This is a genomic window from Candidatus Woesearchaeota archaeon (assembly GCA_016180285.1).
Classification (GTDB): Archaea; Nanobdellota; Nanobdellia; order Woesearchaeales; family JACPBO01; genus JACPBO01.
This window is the reverse complement of record JACPBO010000021.1, coordinates 1-16374: the sequence shown is the minus strand read 5'-3', so window position 1 is coordinate 16374 and position 16374 is coordinate 1. Positions and strand designations below refer to the sequence as shown.

General features: G+C 38.7%; 15 protein-coding genes and 2 tRNA genes. 8 read left to right on the top strand and 9 right to left on the bottom strand.

The features are described 5' to 3' along the window. Positions 1-5: 5 nt before the first annotated feature. Positions 6-1259 (bottom strand): hypothetical protein, encoded by a 1254-nt coding sequence (locus tag HYU07_04705; GenBank protein MBI2129513.1) that lies wholly within the window; start codon positions 1257-1259, stop codon positions 6-8. Between the two features lie 96 nt (positions 1260-1355). Here HYU07_04705 and HYU07_04700 point away from each other — a divergent pair, with 96 nt between their 5' ends. Then, positions 1356-2366 (top strand): DHH family phosphoesterase, encoded by a 1011-nt coding sequence (locus HYU07_04700; GenBank protein MBI2129512.1) that lies wholly within the window; start codon positions 1356-1358, stop codon positions 2364-2366. Between the two features lies 1 nt (position 2367). On the opposite strand, the gene HYU07_04695 is transcribed toward HYU07_04700, so the two are convergent. Both HYU07_04695 and HYU07_04690 read right to left on the bottom strand, forming a co-directional pair. Then, positions 2368-3084, bottom strand: a complete 717-nt coding sequence (locus HYU07_04695) for a hypothetical protein (protein ID MBI2129511.1) — start codon at positions 3082-3084, stop codon at positions 2368-2370. Positions 3085-3180: 96 nt separating this feature from the next. Continuing rightward, entirely contained in the window at positions 3181-3381 is a 201-nt protein-coding gene (locus tag HYU07_04690) for a hypothetical protein (GenBank protein MBI2129510.1), read from the bottom strand. Between the two features lie 94 nt (positions 3382-3475). On the opposite strand from HYU07_04690, the gene HYU07_04685 reads away from it, so the two are divergent. The 4 genes from HYU07_04685 to HYU07_04670 all read left to right on the top strand — a co-directional run bounded on the left by HYU07_04685 (position 3476) and on the right by HYU07_04670 (position 9840). Beyond that, a tRNA-Gly gene (locus HYU07_04685) sits at positions 3476-3591 on the top strand. A gap of 148 nt (positions 3592-3739) precedes the next feature. Continuing rightward, the gene (locus HYU07_04680) at positions 3740-3883 is read left to right on the top strand and encodes a hypothetical protein (protein MBI2129509.1); all 144 of its coding nucleotides are present in this window, start codon (positions 3740-3742) and stop codon (positions 3881-3883) included. Positions 3884-3893: 10 nt separating this feature from the next. Then, on the top strand, positions 3894-7691 hold the full coding sequence (gene tadA, locus HYU07_04675; GenBank protein MBI2129508.1) for a Flp pilus assembly complex ATPase component TadA: 3798 nt from the start codon (positions 3894-3896) through the stop codon (positions 7689-7691). 1 nt (position 7692) lies between these two features. After that, the gene (locus HYU07_04670; GenBank protein MBI2129507.1) at positions 7693-9840 is read left to right on the top strand and encodes a hypothetical protein; all 2148 of its coding nucleotides are present in this window, start codon (positions 7693-7695) and stop codon (positions 9838-9840) included. A gap of 37 nt (positions 9841-9877) precedes the next feature. On the opposite strand, the gene HYU07_04665 is transcribed toward HYU07_04670, so the two are convergent. Together HYU07_04665 and HYU07_04660 are read right to left on the bottom strand one after the other, a co-directional pair. Further along, positions 9878-9981 (bottom strand) — tRNA-Phe (locus tag HYU07_04665). 75 nt (positions 9982-10056) lie between these two features. Next, positions 10057-10455: a hypothetical protein gene (locus HYU07_04660; GenBank protein ID MBI2129506.1), complete on the bottom strand. Its 399-nt coding sequence runs from the start codon at positions 10453-10455 to the stop codon at positions 10057-10059. Positions 10456-10572: 117 nt separating this feature from the next. On the opposite strand from HYU07_04660, the gene HYU07_04655 reads away from it, so the two are divergent. Then, on the top strand, positions 10573-10782 hold the full coding sequence (locus tag HYU07_04655; GenBank protein ID MBI2129505.1) for a hypothetical protein: 210 nt from the start codon (positions 10573-10575) through the stop codon (positions 10780-10782). Here the strand turns inward: HYU07_04655 and HYU07_04650 are convergent, their stop codons facing one another. Beyond that, on the bottom strand, positions 10783-11289 hold the full coding sequence (locus tag HYU07_04650; GenBank protein ID MBI2129504.1) for a hypothetical protein: 507 nt from the start codon (positions 11287-11289) through the stop codon (positions 10783-10785). Between the two features lie 129 nt (positions 11290-11418). On the opposite strand from HYU07_04650, the gene HYU07_04645 reads away from it, so the two are divergent. Beyond that, positions 11419-12066, top strand: a complete 648-nt coding sequence (locus HYU07_04645) for a PIG-L family deacetylase (GenBank protein ID MBI2129503.1) — start codon at positions 11419-11421, stop codon at positions 12064-12066. 4 nt (positions 12067-12070) lie between these two features. Further along, complete coding sequence (locus HYU07_04640; protein MBI2129502.1) at positions 12071-13204, top strand: glycosyltransferase family 4 protein; 1134 nt, start codon at positions 12071-12073, stop codon at positions 13202-13204. A 5-nt stretch (positions 13205-13209) separates the two neighbouring features. Here the strand turns inward: HYU07_04640 and HYU07_04635 are convergent, their stop codons facing one another. From HYU07_04635 to HYU07_04625, 3 genes are all read right to left on the bottom strand, one after another. After that, complete coding sequence (locus HYU07_04635; protein ID MBI2129501.1) at positions 13210-13395, bottom strand: DUF1858 domain-containing protein; 186 nt, start codon at positions 13393-13395, stop codon at positions 13210-13212. 81 nt (positions 13396-13476) lie between these two features. Then, complete coding sequence (locus tag HYU07_04630) at positions 13477-13671, bottom strand: ferredoxin (protein MBI2129500.1); 195 nt, start codon at positions 13669-13671, stop codon at positions 13477-13479. Positions 13672-13709: 38 nt separating this feature from the next. Further along, the coding region (locus tag HYU07_04625; GenBank protein ID MBI2129499.1) for a hypothetical protein at positions 13710-16374 on the bottom strand (2665 nt) is incomplete at its 5' end.

Below are 16374 nucleotides of genomic sequence, written 5' to 3'. Positions count from 1 at the left end.
TGTTTTTATAAATGTTGTGCAGTTATGAACATGTTTAATTTAGTTTGTTTCTTTAAGTTTCCCAGTAAAATGCTGTTTTTCAGAATATTCTTCAGATCATATCCGAATTTCTTCTCTACAAGAGATTCGGCATATTTCAGCATTAATTCCTTGGATGCAAAATTAATCGGCTTTGCATGCATTGCCTTCCTTACACTCTCGCGACAAACCCACACACCAAGCGGAACAGCATATTCGCCTGTAATAAATCTAAGGCAGAGAACACTTGCCTGTCTTTTTAGGTTATGCAGTCTTTCCAATATTCCAATCCTTGCTGCATAATATCCTCCTGACGTGTTCTCGGCATAATTCTTTCTTCCATTATATGTTTCAAAATCAGTCATATAAGATATTTCATTGCTATTTATGTTCCATGATGCCCTTGGCAGATAAGTTTCAAACAATTCATAACTCCATACTTCTGGAAATAAAAGTATGAGATAATAATTACCAAGATAACCTCCGAAATATGCGCAATAATCCGCCCGATTGTATGCTTTTATTTTATTTATTAAGAATTTTCCGATATTATCGTCTGTTGCTGTTATTGACCATCTAGTCGGCACCAATTTCCTGTCCGTTTTTAATCCTAGAGTTCCAACGCTCAGCAATTTGCTTAAAAAATTCTCATCAAAATCATGCCTGTAAAGGTAAATCAAGGCATCGCCTGCCTTTAGGTCAGAGTCAGCTACGACTTTTTCAACTTTAAAGTCAATCTTCGGGTTTTCTGTAATTTCAAGCTTCTTCAGTGCAGCATTTGGGCCCATTGGCGCAACATAAGGGTCTGTGTTTAATCTGAACCTTGGCTTATCTTTAAGCTTGACTTCAATGTCAACTGGCTTAGAAGCCATTCCAACTTCGCGGCTTATTTCAAGTAATTTGCTTCTGTCTTTTACATTTGCTGTAAACCTTGAGTTGATCAAAGCAGAGCGGAAATCTATTATTTCAGGAATGTTGAAGTTTTCATTTGCCCAGTATCTCGGGGCGTCGAAAAGCCACGCATCCTCTCTCTGCTCAGGCGGGCTTAATACCCCGATATTGACAAAAGGATAGCCTACTCTGCCTACAAAAGGCGCTGGAGAGCTGCCGAAAAAGCTGTCTGTGGCTATTGTTTCCTTTACCTTAAACATTGCTTCAGACTTGGCTATTATTGGGCAGAATGACCTTCCGCAGGCATTTAGAGGATCAGCTCCTTTGCACTTGATGCACGGGATGTTCATAAGGAGAGAATGCTTTTGGGGTTTATAAAGTTAAGCAGCAGAGATGTCCAGTGGAACAAGGTAAATATTTAAATAAACCCTCTATTCCATGATGCTATGGATTACAATAAGATCAGAGAAGAGCTTGAAACCTGCACTAAGCCGCTGTTTTTCTTTCATGATGATGCAGACGGCGTATGCTCATTTCTGCTGTTTTATAAGTTTATAAAGGAAGGGAAAGGCATTATTGTCAAAGCCACACCCAGGATTGACAGCAAGTTCATAAGAAAAGCTGAGGAATACCAGCCGGATAAGATCTTTGTGCTGGATATTGCGATGATTGATGACGAATTCATTGATGCTGTAAAGACAAAGATAGTTATGATAGACCATCATGAACTTTTGGAAAAGAAAAAAATCCTTTATTTTAACCCAAGGCTTGAGGGTAAGAATGTTCCAGTGACATATATTTGTTATAAAGTTGCAGGCGGCGATCTGTGGCTTGCAACATTAGGGGCAGCAGCAGACTGGTTCTATCCTGAATATGCTGAAGAATTTTCTAAAAAATACCCTGATTTATTGCCTGAGAATATAAAAGACCCTGAAAAGATGATGTTTGAAACAAGGCTTGGAGAGCTGATGAAAATCTTTTCTTTTGTTGTTAAGGGCGACACAGATACTGCCAATAAATGCATAAAGATATTGACGAGAATAAACGAGCCTTATGAGATCTTAGACCAGACTACGCCGCAGGGAAAATTCATCTATCAGCAATATGAGAAGATAAACAAGGAGTATGAATCACTGCTGAAAGAGGCCTTAAAAACAAAAACCGAAGGCAAGACTTTCATGTATATATACAAAGATGTCAAGATCAGCTTTACAAAAGAGCTGTCAAATTATTTCCTTCACAAATATCCTGATAAAATCATAGTTATAGGGCGGGAGAGGTTTGATGAGGTCAAGCTGAGCTTCAGGGCATCAAAAATAAATGTGAGAGATGTTCTTCAAAAGGCGCTTGTCGGGATAGAGGGCTATGGCGGCGGGCATGAGATGGCGTGCGGAGCAAACATAAAGAAAAAGGATTTTGAAAGGTTTATGGAGAACTTTGAAAGATGCTTAAGATAAATTAAGTTAAAAATCTAATAATCCCAAATTTTTCATGCTCTACCCTATCTTTCTTGAAGCATAGCAAATCTTCAGATCTGACGATTGACTTATAGAGCTTTTCATATAATTGACTGAACTCCGTGGTTCTATAGCCAAATGAATAGAACCATAGTTTTTTTCCATCACCATCCTGCTTAAAGCCCACTTCAAACTCAATTTCATATTTTTCTTGCAAAAAAACTTTTCTTGTACGGTCATCATACCTCTTGATTTTTTCTTTTTCAAAACCAACTTCTTTTTTATTATAACTATCTATCATAGTTGGCTTTTCTCCGGTATACATCCTTGCCGAAAATCTATTTATTGATTCCAATGTTATTTTTCTGCCTTCTTTCATTATAAAAGGCGCATTAGTTATTCCCCCCATCAAATCGTCGTAATCTCCCTTTATTCCAAATTTTTGACGATTTCTCTTTAAAAAATCCATAGCTGCTTCTTCTTCAGCAGGCATAGATTCCTTATAAAGGCTTAGCTTATATTCCAAAGAAGTTCCTTCAAAAACATCTTTTATGATATTATAAGATTGCCTTATTAGTTTTTTTAAAAACGGCCAACTTTCACCCACAAGTATAATTGTTGTGTCGATAGGAAGGGGAAAACCGGGTTGCGTCTCTAATTCCGTTAATTTTTCTTCAGAAGGAATAAACTCAGCTAATAATCTTTCATCAATTGCCATGTTCTTTAAACCCAAATATACAATTGTGAGCAGGATATATAAAGTTTTCTTATGTTTTGAATATTCCGCTAATCAAAATTAATCCTGCGCCTGCAATCACTTTTTCAAATAAAAGAACCAATACCATAAAATAAGGACTGCGATCAGCATGAGCAGCAGGACAAATCCAAAGCCGCCTCTTTTTTTGCCCCTTACAGCTTCATCCCTTTTCGATATATTCTCTCTTTTAAGCGACCTTATTGTTCTGCCAAGCCTTCTTCTTTCCCTTTGAAGGGATCTTATATCTCTTTCCGCCATGAGGGTGTTTTAGATAAGGAAGTATAAAAAGATTTTGTTTTTTTTGCGCCAATATGAAAAGTTTTATAAAATGAGGATAATCTTTACAAGCTGTGCACCGGTGGTCTAATGGCATAACTGGTTACGCTTGTAACAGTTGCATTAAATGACAACGGCCTTCCATTTATGAGAAGAGAGCCGTTTATTCGGGTTCAAATCCCGGCCGGTGCATTTAACCATCTTCTTAGAAAATCTCAAAAAACCGCAACCCTTAAATACTCTTTCTTTCAAGTATGTTATAAAATAAATAAAATAATGTAAAATATATTTTATAATATATGTGCATTATGCGCCCTGCAAGATAATGCTGTGAAATGCCATGAAAAAGCCAATAAGCGCGACAATTGAGGAAGACCTGATCGAATGGATTGATTCTGAATTAAAAGACAGGACAAAATACAGGAATAAGTCGCATCTGATTGAGATTGCTCTTGAGTTATTAAAAAATAAGAAGGAAAAATAAAGAGGAAGGCATGCCGGAAGAAGACTATGATGTATTGAGGGAAGGCGAAGATACTGTGCTTAAATTCAACGCCGAGAACTGGGATTTCGCCCCTTCTCTGGAGGATTCCTCTGCATGCATGTCCCGCGCAGTAGATGTACTGACTGAGATAGGCAATATCACGAAGATAGTGTTCTCGCAGAAAAGGGATTATGAGTATGATTACGCGCAAACTCAGCTGTTGGCAGAAATAGCAAGGCTTTACAAGCATATGACGAAGCAGCGCGATGTTTTTGGCTATGAAAATCTCGCAGCAGACCCTTACTGCAGGGCTTATGCGGACAAATGGTATGCTGATACGCAGAATATTGTTTTTAAAATGCTGAAGTCTGACCCGATAGACGCATATATTGAAATTAAGCGATTAATCCGGCATGAAAAAATAATCCTGGAGAAAACCATTGATGAGCGTTATGTTCCGTGCTCTAAAAAATACCTTTCAATATTGAATTATGTGCTGAAGCTTTTAAGCAAAACGAAAATGATTACACTTGCGCAGCCTTATCTTGCAGGATACAAAAGCGGGGACAGGGCTGTTTACAGAAAGATATTCAACCCGATCATAAAGCCGGATTTTATGTTTACCAAATTAATGGCTGCTTATCCTGAAAATGGAGAAGAGCTGGATAATTACGATGTTGAAGGCACCGAAGTCATGATATTCGGGGTTCCTAACACTGTGCAATATCTCTATCATATGACTCCGCCTGAATTCAAGCTAAGCGAGGAAAAGTATGACGTATTGGATGCTGCAAGAAAGATAATGGCTGAGCATAAGCCGACAAAGGCAGAGTTTACAGATCCAGAAAGAATGAGAGATGTTTTCTTCAATGTAGGGAGGGATTTGATAGAGGAACTGGCATCTTACAAAAATATGAAGCTAAGGGAAAAGGAGGTCAGCGAACTGGCAAGCATTTTGGTCAGATATACAATTGGATTCGGGCTTATTGAAGTTTTATTGAAAGATGAAAAAGTGCAGGATGTTACAATCAACAGCCCAATGGGCAAGACTCCAATGTTTATTGTGCACCAGGATTTTGGGGACTGCATGACCAACATCATTCCGACAAGCACAGAAGCTGAGTCGTGGGCATCAAAGTTAAGGCTGCTTTCCGGAAGGCCATTGGATGAAGCAAATCCCATTCTTGATACAGAAATTCACATACCCGGAGCAAGGGCAAGAGTGGGTGTTATTTCATCTCCCCTTAATCCGACTGGACTGGCATATGCATTCAGGAGGCACAGGGATAAGCCCTGGACTTTGCCATTGTTCATAAAGAATGGAATGATGAATCCGCTTGCAGCCGGAATTCTCAGTTTCATTATAGATGGATCGAGAACAATGCTTGTTGCAGGAACAAGATCAGCAGGAAAAACATCATTGCTGGGGGCAGTAATGGTTGACATAATGAGGAAATATAGAATAATAACCATAGAAGATAGTGTTACAAGCGACTCCAGTTTATGCATTTATAGAAATGGAAGGGTAGAAAGAACAACTATGGGGGCATTAATTGATGATTTGTTTAATAAGTATGGCGCATGGTATAGCTTGACTGAACATGAAGTTACAGGGAATCCGGAAAATATAAAAGTTTTTGCAATGGATAAACAAGGAAGGATAAAGCTTGCAAATGCAAGCAAATTCATTCGCCATAAAGTAAAGAAACCAGTCTATAAAATAACCACGAGAACTGGAAGGACTATAAAGGTAACGGGCGATCACTCGCTTTTTGGGCTTGATGATAAAGCAAACATAACAGATGTTAAGGCGAACGACCTCAAAGTAGGAAGCCATATAGCTGTGCCAAGGGTTATTAACATCAATAATAAATTAATTCAAAAGTTTGATTTGCTTGAGCAATTAGTCAAAATTCCAAAATCCTTTTTCTGCGGCGAATCCATTAAAAAGGCAATATTAGAATATGAAAAAGAGATTAAGCATCTTGGAAAAGAAGCAGGATATGGAAAATCAGCAATTAAAAACTGGCTTAAGAAAGGATTTTTACCTCAAACAATATTATCCTCTTTAATTGCCTTAGGGTTAAAAGCAGGAAGCGAAGCATATTTCTCCTATAATAACAGTATTACGAAACTTCCAACAAACATTGAGCTTACGGAAGAATTTCTAACTTTTATCGGCCTTTGGATAGCTGATGGATGCTATGATAGAAATTCAGTAATAGTATCATGCAATGATGCAGGAGATAGAAAAGTGTTTGATGACACAGCGCAAATGTTTGGCATTAAAAGAAAGCTGCATTCTGATGGGAGTTCTTACATGATGAATTCAAAGCCATTAAAGGTATTGATGAAGGAATGCCTAAGTTTAGAAGGCGATGCATACACAAAAAGAATCCCCGAATGGGTTTATAGTCTTTCGAAAGAGCAAATAGCCTTTGTTTTAAAGGGAATTTTTTCAGGGGATGGTTGTGCTTCAGATAAGGAACTCGTTATCCCGCTTTCGTCCATGAATCTTTTAAAAGATCTGCAATTCTTGCTTTCTGTCTTTGGCATCAATCTTAGGATTGGAACTATTAGAAAAGATGGCACTTATAATGCGGCAATCAGCACATTGAAAGATTTCATTAAGTTTTATGAAAATATAGGCTTTTTGCAAGAATATAAAATAGCAAAGCTAAGAAAATTATGCTCTAAACTCAGCACTCACGACAGTTCTGATATTGTGCCTCTTAGTTTAGAAGCTAAAAGGTCGCTTTGGACGGAATATAAACAACTAAATTATCACGATTATATAAAGAGAGATAACAATATTGGCAAAACCAAGCTTGCTCAAATTGTTGAATTAATGCAAGAGAGCAAACTAAAAGCCAATCTAACAAATCTTGCGACTTCAGACATATTCTGGGATGAAGTTAAGGCAATAGATGTACTCCAAGATTTTGAAGATTTTGTGTACGACATTTCTGTACCAGAATGCGAGAGCTTTGTTTGCGAGAATATGGTTGCCCATAACACTTTAGAATTGCCAGTATCTGCTCTCAGAGATTTAGGCTATAACATCCAGTCAATGAAAGTTGCGAGCGCTTTAACTAAAGGAACAACTGAAGTTTCTGCGGATGAAGGAATAAGGTCAACGCTTAGATTAGGGGATTCTGCATTAGTTGTCGGAGAAGTTCGTTCGATGGAAGCAAAATCACTCTATGAGGCAATGAGGGTGGGTGCATTGGCAAATGTTGTTGCAGGAACAATACATGGCGATTCTCCTTACGGCGTATTTGACAGGGTTGTCAATGATTTAGGAGTGCCAAGAACAAGCTTCAAGGCAACCGATATTATAGTTGTTGCAAATCCAATAAGATCGGCAGACGGGCTGCACAGATGGAGGAGAGTTACACAAATAACTGAAGTAAGGAAATTCTGGGAAGATGATCCTCTGGCTGAAGGCGGCTTTGTAGATTTAATGAAGTACAACTCAAAAACAGACAGCTTGGAAGCAAGCAAGGATTTGGTAAACGGAGATTCTGATATATTAAAAGCAATAGCAGGCAATGTCAAGGAATGGGCAGGCAACTGGGATGCTGTGTGGGACAACATACTGCTAAGGGCTAAAATAAAAGAGGCAATAGTTGATGCAGCTGATAAGTCAAAAATGCCTGATTTGCTTGAAGCAAAGTTTGTTGTTTTAGCAAATGATGAATTTCATAAAATATCCGATGCCGTAAAAGAAGAAGTTGGATTCTTGGATTCGAAAAGAATATTTTTTGACTGGAATGAATGGCTGAAGAGGTCAGCTAGGCAAAGCTAAAATGGATAATCTGGGATTTGACGATTTGAAAAAAAGGTACGAAGATAAGATAAAGCTGGCCATAGAAGGAAAGCAGGAAGCAGGCACGCCAAAAGTGCTTTCCCGCGAATATAAAACATTCAAAAAAGAGCTGATGCCGAGGCAATATACGATTTATGAGCAGCTCTGCAACATTAGCGAGAAAATTCTCAAGATGCAGCCGAGCAAGAAAGCTCTTCCTTCAATTGAAGAATCAATAAAAATCGCGCATCTTGAAGTAACTCCTGCCGGCGTTCAAAGCTTTTCGCTGCTGATGCCGTTTGTTGTTGCACTGCTTGGGTCTGTATTCGGATTTGTGCTGACTGGCGGATTGTTTTTTGTAATGTTTTTTGTAATGGCTGGCCTGATAATGATTTTGCCGCTTCAAAAAATTCCAGAATACCTTGCCAACAGCTGGAGGATGAAGGCGTCCAATCAAATGGTGCTGTGCACATTCTATATTGTAACTTATATGAGGCATACATCGAATTTGGAGCTTGCAATTGAATTTGCATCAAATCACCTTACTCCGCCGCTTTCTCTGGACCTGAAAAAGGTTTTGTGGGATGTTGAAACTGAAAAGTACAAGTCAATAAAAGATTCTCTAGAGGCATATCTTGAATCGTGGAGAAAGTGGAATATGGAGTTTATAGAAGCAATGCATTTAATTGAATCATCGCTGTATGAGGGAGATGAGGCAAGAAGACTGGGCTTGCTGGATAAGTCATTGTCAGTTATTCTCGAGGAAACTTATGAAAAGATGCTTCATTACGCCCATAATCTTAAATCACCAATTACAATGCTGCACATGCTGGGCATTATTTTGCCGATACTCGGATTGGTCATACTGCCATTAGTTGTTAGCTTTATGGAGGGCGTAAAGTGGTTTCATTTAGCGGCTCTTTATAATATTGCATTGCCAATAGCTGTTTTTTATTTAGGAAAAAATGTGCTGTCACAAAGGCCGACGGGCTATGGCGATACTGACATATCTGAGTTCAATCCGCAGTTAAGGAGATATAAAAACATAGTTATAAAAATTGGAAAATCGGAAATTCTGCTCAGCCCCATTATTGCATCAGTTATTATTGCATCAGTTTTATTCATTATTGGATTAAGCCCGATTATACTTCACATTATTCAGCCAAATATTGACCCGGCAATACAATTGGGCGATTTTGGCGAGATGAAAGTGCTTGATTACAGGCTTGCAAAAGACAATGTAACAAAGATTGGTCCGTTCAGCCCCATAGCAGCATTGTTCAGCCTTTTATTGCCTCTGGGCCTGGGGCTTGCAATTGGAATTTATTTCAAGCTGAGATCAGACCATTTGATGAAAATAAGAGAGGATTCGAAAAGACTGGAGACGGAATTTGCTTCTGCCTTATTTGCGCTTGGCTCCCGACTTGGAGATGGCTTGCCTGCGGAAATTGCATTTGGCAAGGTTGCTGACGATATGCAAGGCACGGTTTCAGGAAGCTTTTTCCAGAAAGTTGACCAAAATATAAGGAGGCTTGGCATGAGCGTTCAGCAGTCAATCTTTGACCAGAAATACGGCGCATTGATGGATTTCCCCTCGAACATAATTGAAAGCTCGATGAAAGTGCTGGTTGAAAGCTCCAAAAAGGGAGCAAGGATTGCAGCCCAATCTCTGACAAATATTTCCCGTTACATAAAGGAGATACATAAAGTTGATGAAAGGCTGAAAGACCTGATGGCAGATATAATCTCTTCGATGAAATCACAGATAAATTTTCTGACACCGGTGATATCGGGCATTGTAATAGGAATAACGTCAATGATAACATCAATACTTGGCGCAATTGGGACTAGAATGCAGGCAGTGAGCACAGAAGGGGGGAAAGTTCCGGACATTTTCGGCAATCCAGGGATTCCTCCTTATTACTTTCAGCTTGTTGTCGGAATTTACATTGTACAGATAATTTATCTGCTGACTGTGCTTGAAAACGGGATAGAGAACGGATCTGACTCTTTAAATGAAAAGTATCTTCTTGGAAATAACATGATGAAAAGCCTTGTGCTTTACTGCGTAATTGCAGGAATAATTACAATAATATTCAATCTGATCTCCGGGAAGATACTAGCTACACTGGGGCCTGCAGGAATATAAGACCATTTCATTAAGGGAAAAAAGCAAGAAATAAAAGTGGGACGGACGGAATTTGAATCCGTGACAGTCCGCATCAAAAAGCATTGCTTCCTGATTCCACGGTCTTCAGCCGTGTGCTCTCCCAGGCTGAGCTACCGTCCCATTATAGAATTAAATTTTATGATTGTTTATATGGTTTTCGCTTTTTTCAGAAAAAAATAGAATTCAATAACAGGATCAAATTTCTTCTTCATCAAAATCAATATCTTCCCCTTCACTTTCCTTTGCTATATTTGAAAAAATCTCTTTATCTTCCCCTGATTCTTTATTCTCGCTTGGCGCAGAAGAGCTGACAACCTCTAATGTTCCGAACTTTCCAGTTGTAAGCTGCTTTTCACCCTGCCATTCATTCACATAGCCGTTTTTAATGTGAACCTTGTCACCTGCCTTAACTGTTTCGATCTGGTCATTCCACAGAGTTATCTTTATCTCATCCCCGAGATGGTCCTTTGCAGTTGCATTTGCCACTTTACCAGATCTTCCGAACTTGCTGAACTCTCTGGGAGGAGAGACCTCTACTACGTCAAGCACAATGTCAACATTGCCTTGTTTTGGTTCCAGGTCTTTTACGTTCATAGCAGCTAGAAATTATAATCAGTTTATAAAGTTATTTGTTCTCATTTAAAAAAACCAAAAATTTATATACTATGGATTTTTATAGCTATTCATCATTATATAAAAGAGGTGAGCTTGATGGTTGCTTTGGCAGGAACAGATGCTGTAATAAGGATAACATTGGCGATTATAATAGGGACATTGGCTGCAATAGTCTACAGCTTGCGTGTGCTCGTTCTTATGGAAAGGAGAATAGCAAGGGTAGAGATGCATATAGAAAACATGGCCAACAAGATAGTCAAAGAGGAATACAGGATAGAAAAGGCAGTGAAAGGCAAAAAAAGATAATCAGCGTTTAGCCAGCTCTTTTTCCAGATCTCTTATTTCTTTCTCTATATCTTCTATTGTTTTGCTGTTGTTTTCCTGCTCAAGGAGCTGTCCGCATTCAGGGCATTTGTAGCTGAAGTCAACAGCCTGCTCAAAAATAAGGCGGATACACTTGTTTTTGCAGATGAAAAAAATGCCGCTTTTTTCCCTTATGAGCCTCTCTTTAAGCTTCTCTATTCTCTTCTTTTTCAGGTCAAAAAAGAGATATTTGACCATTTTACTGTTGAAAGTCCAGTAATAGATGTACCACCCCTTTTTCTTGTCTTTTTTCCTGTTAAAAGAGACCAGATTTGCGTTATAGAGCCTGTACAGCATGTTTCGTGTTTCGTTTATTTCACGCTTTACAGCTTCTGCTATTTTGAATTCAGATACGTTCTTCTTGTTCTTCAGATACCTGACTAAAGGAATCGTGTCTTCGCCAGCGACTTCTTTGACTACATTTTCAATTATGCTGTTTGAAAGTTTCATTTTCTTTTTTAGAAGCCCTAAACAGGATTTATGGCCATATGTAAACCAGTATTTTCCCTTTATAAATCTTTTTATTTTCAAGGTTGAATTTAGAAAGATTAATTAACAACTTCAGCCAAAACAAGGCTTATGCCAAAAGAATCAATAGTTGTAATATGCTCGCATTCAGATGACCAGATACTTGGGCCAGGAGGCACATTGGCAAAATACGCGAAAGAGGGCAAGGAAGTTTATACAATCATACTGTCCTATGGAGAAAAAAGCCACCCTCATTTTCAGAGGAAGGTGGCGGTTGAAACAAGAGTAGAAGAGGCTAAAAAGGCAGATGATGTTATCGGCGGCAAAGGGGTTGTTTTTCTCGGATTAGAGGAAGGAAAATTTAAATTAGAAGCAGAAGAAAAAAATGCAAAAGAAAACATTAAAAAAATGATTAAAAAATTAAGGCCTTCAAAGATATTCACGCATATGTCGGATGACCCGCTGCCGGACCACAGGGCGGCGCATCAACTTGTTCTTGAAGCTGTTGATGAGCTGCAATACAAAGGGCATGTTTACAGCTTTGCAATCTGGAATATATTGAAGATAGGAAGAAGGAACCTTCCAAAGCTTGTTGTTGATATTTCAGATACATTTGAGACAAAGATTAATGCGCTTAACTGTTTTGAAAGCCAGAAGCTTTCTCTATTATTCCTTTTGTGGAGCGTTTATTTAAAGGCAATAGTTAACGGCCTGAAAAACAAATGCAGATTTGCAGAGGTGTTTTGGAAGGAAAGGTAACAAGATGAAGCCGAAACTTTTGATTGCAACAGACTCGTTTTTGCCAAGGTGGGATGGTGTTTCAAGATTTCTGTCAGAGATACTGCCGGCCATAAAGGACAGTTATGACATTACAGTGCTTGCGCCTGATTTTAAAGGAGAGTACAAAGAAATAGAAAACGTGAAAGTAATAAGGCTAAGAGTGCATGAATTCAGGATTGGCGATTATAACCCGCCGAGAATTGTATATAAGAGCATAAATCAGTTTGTAAAAGACGCTGATTTAGTCTGGACGCAGACAATAGGGCCAATCGGCGCAGCCACTATTTTTATTGCAAAAAGGCTGAAAAAGACAACAATAGCATACATGCACTCAATAGAATGGGAGCTTGTAAGCAAAAGCATTTCAAGAAACAGGCTTATTGGATGGTGGACGCACTTAATTGTCAAGATAATTGCATGGTTCCTTTATAATAAATGCGACATAATAATGGTTCCTTCTTTGCAGACAGCTGAATTGCTGACATGGCAGGGAATAAAGACAAAAAAGACAGTTGTGCAGCTGGGAGTTGATGTCCATAAATTCATTCCGTCAACAAATAAAAAACAATCCAAGAAGAATTTAGGATTGGCTGAAGACGGCATTGTCATAGGATTTGTCGGAAGAATTGGATTTGAAAAAGACCTGCTTACATTATACAGGGCGTTCATAAGGCTTGAAAGAACTTACCAGAATATAAGGCTGTTTATTGTAGGAGAAGGAAGAAAGGAATTGAAAGAATTATTCGGGAGAAGGAAAAGCATTATTTTAAGCGGAGCAGTGAATAATGTTGTGCCATATCTGCAGGCAATGGACATTTATGTCCTGCCTTCTTTGACAGAGACAAGCTCGCTGTCAACAATGGAAGCGATGTCAACGTGCCTGCCGGTTGTATGCACTCCGGTGGGAGTTGTAAAAGAATACATACGGGACGGAAAAAACGGGCTTTTGTTTCCAAAGCAGAATTCATATGTCTTATCTAAAAAATTAGAGTTTCTTATTAAGAATCCTGAAATGAGGTCAGCGCTTGGCGAAGAAGCAAGGAGAACAATAGTTGAGAAATTCTCATGGGAGAAAACTGTTTACAAGATAAAAAGAGTGCTGGAGCTGTACAGCTGAGTTTTTTAACCCTTCTTAGATGCTGCTTTATTAAGGTCATTAATTAATTTATCCAGGTTTATGCCGTGCGCAGCTGCTCCCTGCTCTATGCTCTCAAATTGGGCAATTCCGCAGCCGATGCAGTGCAGGCCATGCTGCATGAAAACAGCTATGGTATCCGGGTATTTTAGAACAACTTCTCCGATCGGCATGTTTTTTGTAATTTTGCCTATTATTTCCTTTGATTTTTTTATTTTGTTAGTTTTTATTGTTTTACCTTTCATTTTCTTACCTCATTTTTTAACTATCTTTATTGCTGAAACCGGGCAGCTGTCTGCTGCTTCTTGGTTGCAGCCAACATCATTAAGCTCAAGCTTCTTAGGAATTGCCTTATCGCCTTCTAATTTCCAGTTTTCAGGGCATACAGCTTCGCAGCTTCCGCAGCCGATGCATGCTTCCTTATCATATATTATTTTTACTTTTGCCATAAAATTAAGCTTTTACTGCATTTTATATAGCTTATGAATCATATTTTCATGCTGACAACCTTGCTTATCTTGTTTTCATCCATTGTTATTCCATATAAAGTATCTGCTTCTGAAATAACATGGTCATTGTGGCTGATCATCAGATACTGCGCCTTTTCAGAATACTGGCCTATCAGCTTTGCAAATTTTTCTGAATTGTGCTTGTCAAGGGCAGCATCAACCTCGTCGAGAACATAGAATGATGCCGGCTGATGCTCCTGTATTGAGAAAATAAACGCAAGCGCTGTAAGTGTTTTTTCACCGCCAGACAGGCTCCTGATATCCAAAAATTTGTTTCCGATAATCCTCACTTTTATCCTGACTCCGCCTTCAAATGGATTCTGCTCATTTTCAAGCTCAAGGAATGCGTCGCCTTTGTTTGAGAGCAAGCTGAATATTTTTTTGAAATGGTCATTTACTGTAGACATTGTGCCCATAAACAGCTCTTTCTTCTTGCCCTCAATCTCAGCCATCATGCCGAGCACATCTTTTTTCTCTATGCCGAGCTTTTCTTTTTTCTCGATAAGCGCATTAAATTCTTTCTCAACAGCCTCATAAATATCCAATGCCCTCATATTCACGCTTCCTATATTATCCCTCATCTTTTCAAATTCATTTATTTCCTTTTTCAAGTCCTCTTCAGACTTGTGGGAAGCAAGCTTAACGCCGGCATACTGCTGGAACTCCTCTTCCAGGCCGGCAAGCTTTGCTTTTACTGCGGCTTCGTCGATAGAAAGCCCATTTATCAGGGTTTCATTTTCTTTTAATCTTGCTGCAAAAGACTCGATCTTTTTATTGGAATCTGAAATCTCGTCATTCATCTTGTTTCTTTTTTTGTAAAGAGCTTCAAATCTGGAGTAAAATTCCTTTTGCTTATCCTCTTTTTCATTTAAAACAGAATGCTGGTTTTTTATCCTGTCTTTCAAATCAACAATCTGCTTTTTAAAGCTTTCAATTTCCTTGTCAGCCTGCTTAAGGATTTTTATTGTATTTTCCTTGTCCCTGAGATGTATTGATTGTACCTGGTCATCGATATTCTTTATACTGAGCCCCCTCTTTATGACATCAGCATCAAGATTCTTTTTAGTTTCTTCAAAAGCATTCAGCTCAGCCAGTATTTTGGGGTTTTTCAAGTCATTTATTTTGTTTTTTAAATCCTGTTTTTTTGTTTTGTTCTGGGCCAGCTCATTGTTCAGGGCAGAGATGTCATCTTCAAGCTTATCCTTCTTCTTATCTGCATCTTTGATTTCAGCTGATAATGATTCTTTCTTTCTTCTGCTGGCGTCAAGATCTGAATCTTCAAGGTGAAGCCCTTTTTCAATTTTTATCACATCCCCTTCAAGGTTTGCCTTGAATGTCCTCAAAGAAACTATCTTATCGTCAACTTCCTTCCTTCTTTTTTCAAGAGCGGAAACAAGAGTTTTTAGCTCGACAGCCTCTTCATTTTTGCCTTCAATATTTTTGGCTATGTCCTCTTCCTCGAATCCAATGCCTTTTGTCCTGTGCCTAAAGCCGCCATGCATTGCTCCGCTTAATTCCGCAGAATCACCGTCAATTGTCACCATCTTTGATGTTCCGATGCCGATTCTTCTTGCAACATCAATGTCATCAACAATAAGGGTATTGGCGAAAACATGCGAAAAAATATCCTTGAATTTAGATTCATAAGAAACAAGGTTAACAGCAAGATCATGCACGCCATTGCTTGACTTTAATTTCTCAACTTCAGGCCTTACAGGGGCGGGCTTTATTTTGTTCAGGGGAAAAAATGCTGCTACTCCGAGCTTGTTTTCCTTGAGGTATTTTATGCATTTTGCAGCTGTTTTGTCGTCTTCCACAACAACAGCATCTATTTTCGGACCCGCAGCAATTTCCAATGCAAGGGCGTATTTTGAATTCACTTTTCCAAGCTGGCCTACAGTGCCGTATATCCCGCCGAGCTTGCTTTTATTTTCAAGCACTTTTTTGACAGCAATATTGCTGAAAAACCTTTCCTGGCTGCCAACGCTTCTCGCTTCCAGCTTGGACAGCTCCTCAACTAATTTTGTTAATTTATCCCTCGAGTTTGACAGCTGCAATGCAAGTGAAGAATCTTCATTCAGCAGCTGGCTTAGCTCATTCGATGCCTTCTTAAGCTCTTCTTTCTTTCTCTTCAAATCCTGAATGTCTTTTTTGTGCTCTTTTTCGATTTCCTCAACTTTTTTGATTGACTCGTCTATTGATTTTACGCTGAACTCGAGCATATCTTTTCTTCTTAAAAGCTCCTGCTGCTCTGCTCTTAACTGCTGTATCTTGTTCTGTTTTTCTTCAAGATATTTGTCAATTGCCTCAACTTCTTTTTCAATATCCTCAACATCCTTTCCAATCCTGTTTTTCTTTTTGAATTCATCCAGTTTTTTGCTAAGATCGGCTATCTCTTTCAGCTTTCCTGACTTTTCTTCTTCTAAGCCAAGCTTTTCATTATTCAAGGACTCAATCTTTTCCTCAGTCTGTGAAAGGCTGCTTTGCAGCCCCTCTTTTCTCTGCATTATCCTTGAAATCTCAGCTTCAAAGCTTTCCATTTTAGTCTTGTTAGCTGCTGTGTCCACTTTAAGCTGCTGTATTTCTGAATCAAGAGAATCCTTATAGCCGCGCTTTTCAACTTCTTCTGTTATTTTTTTTATC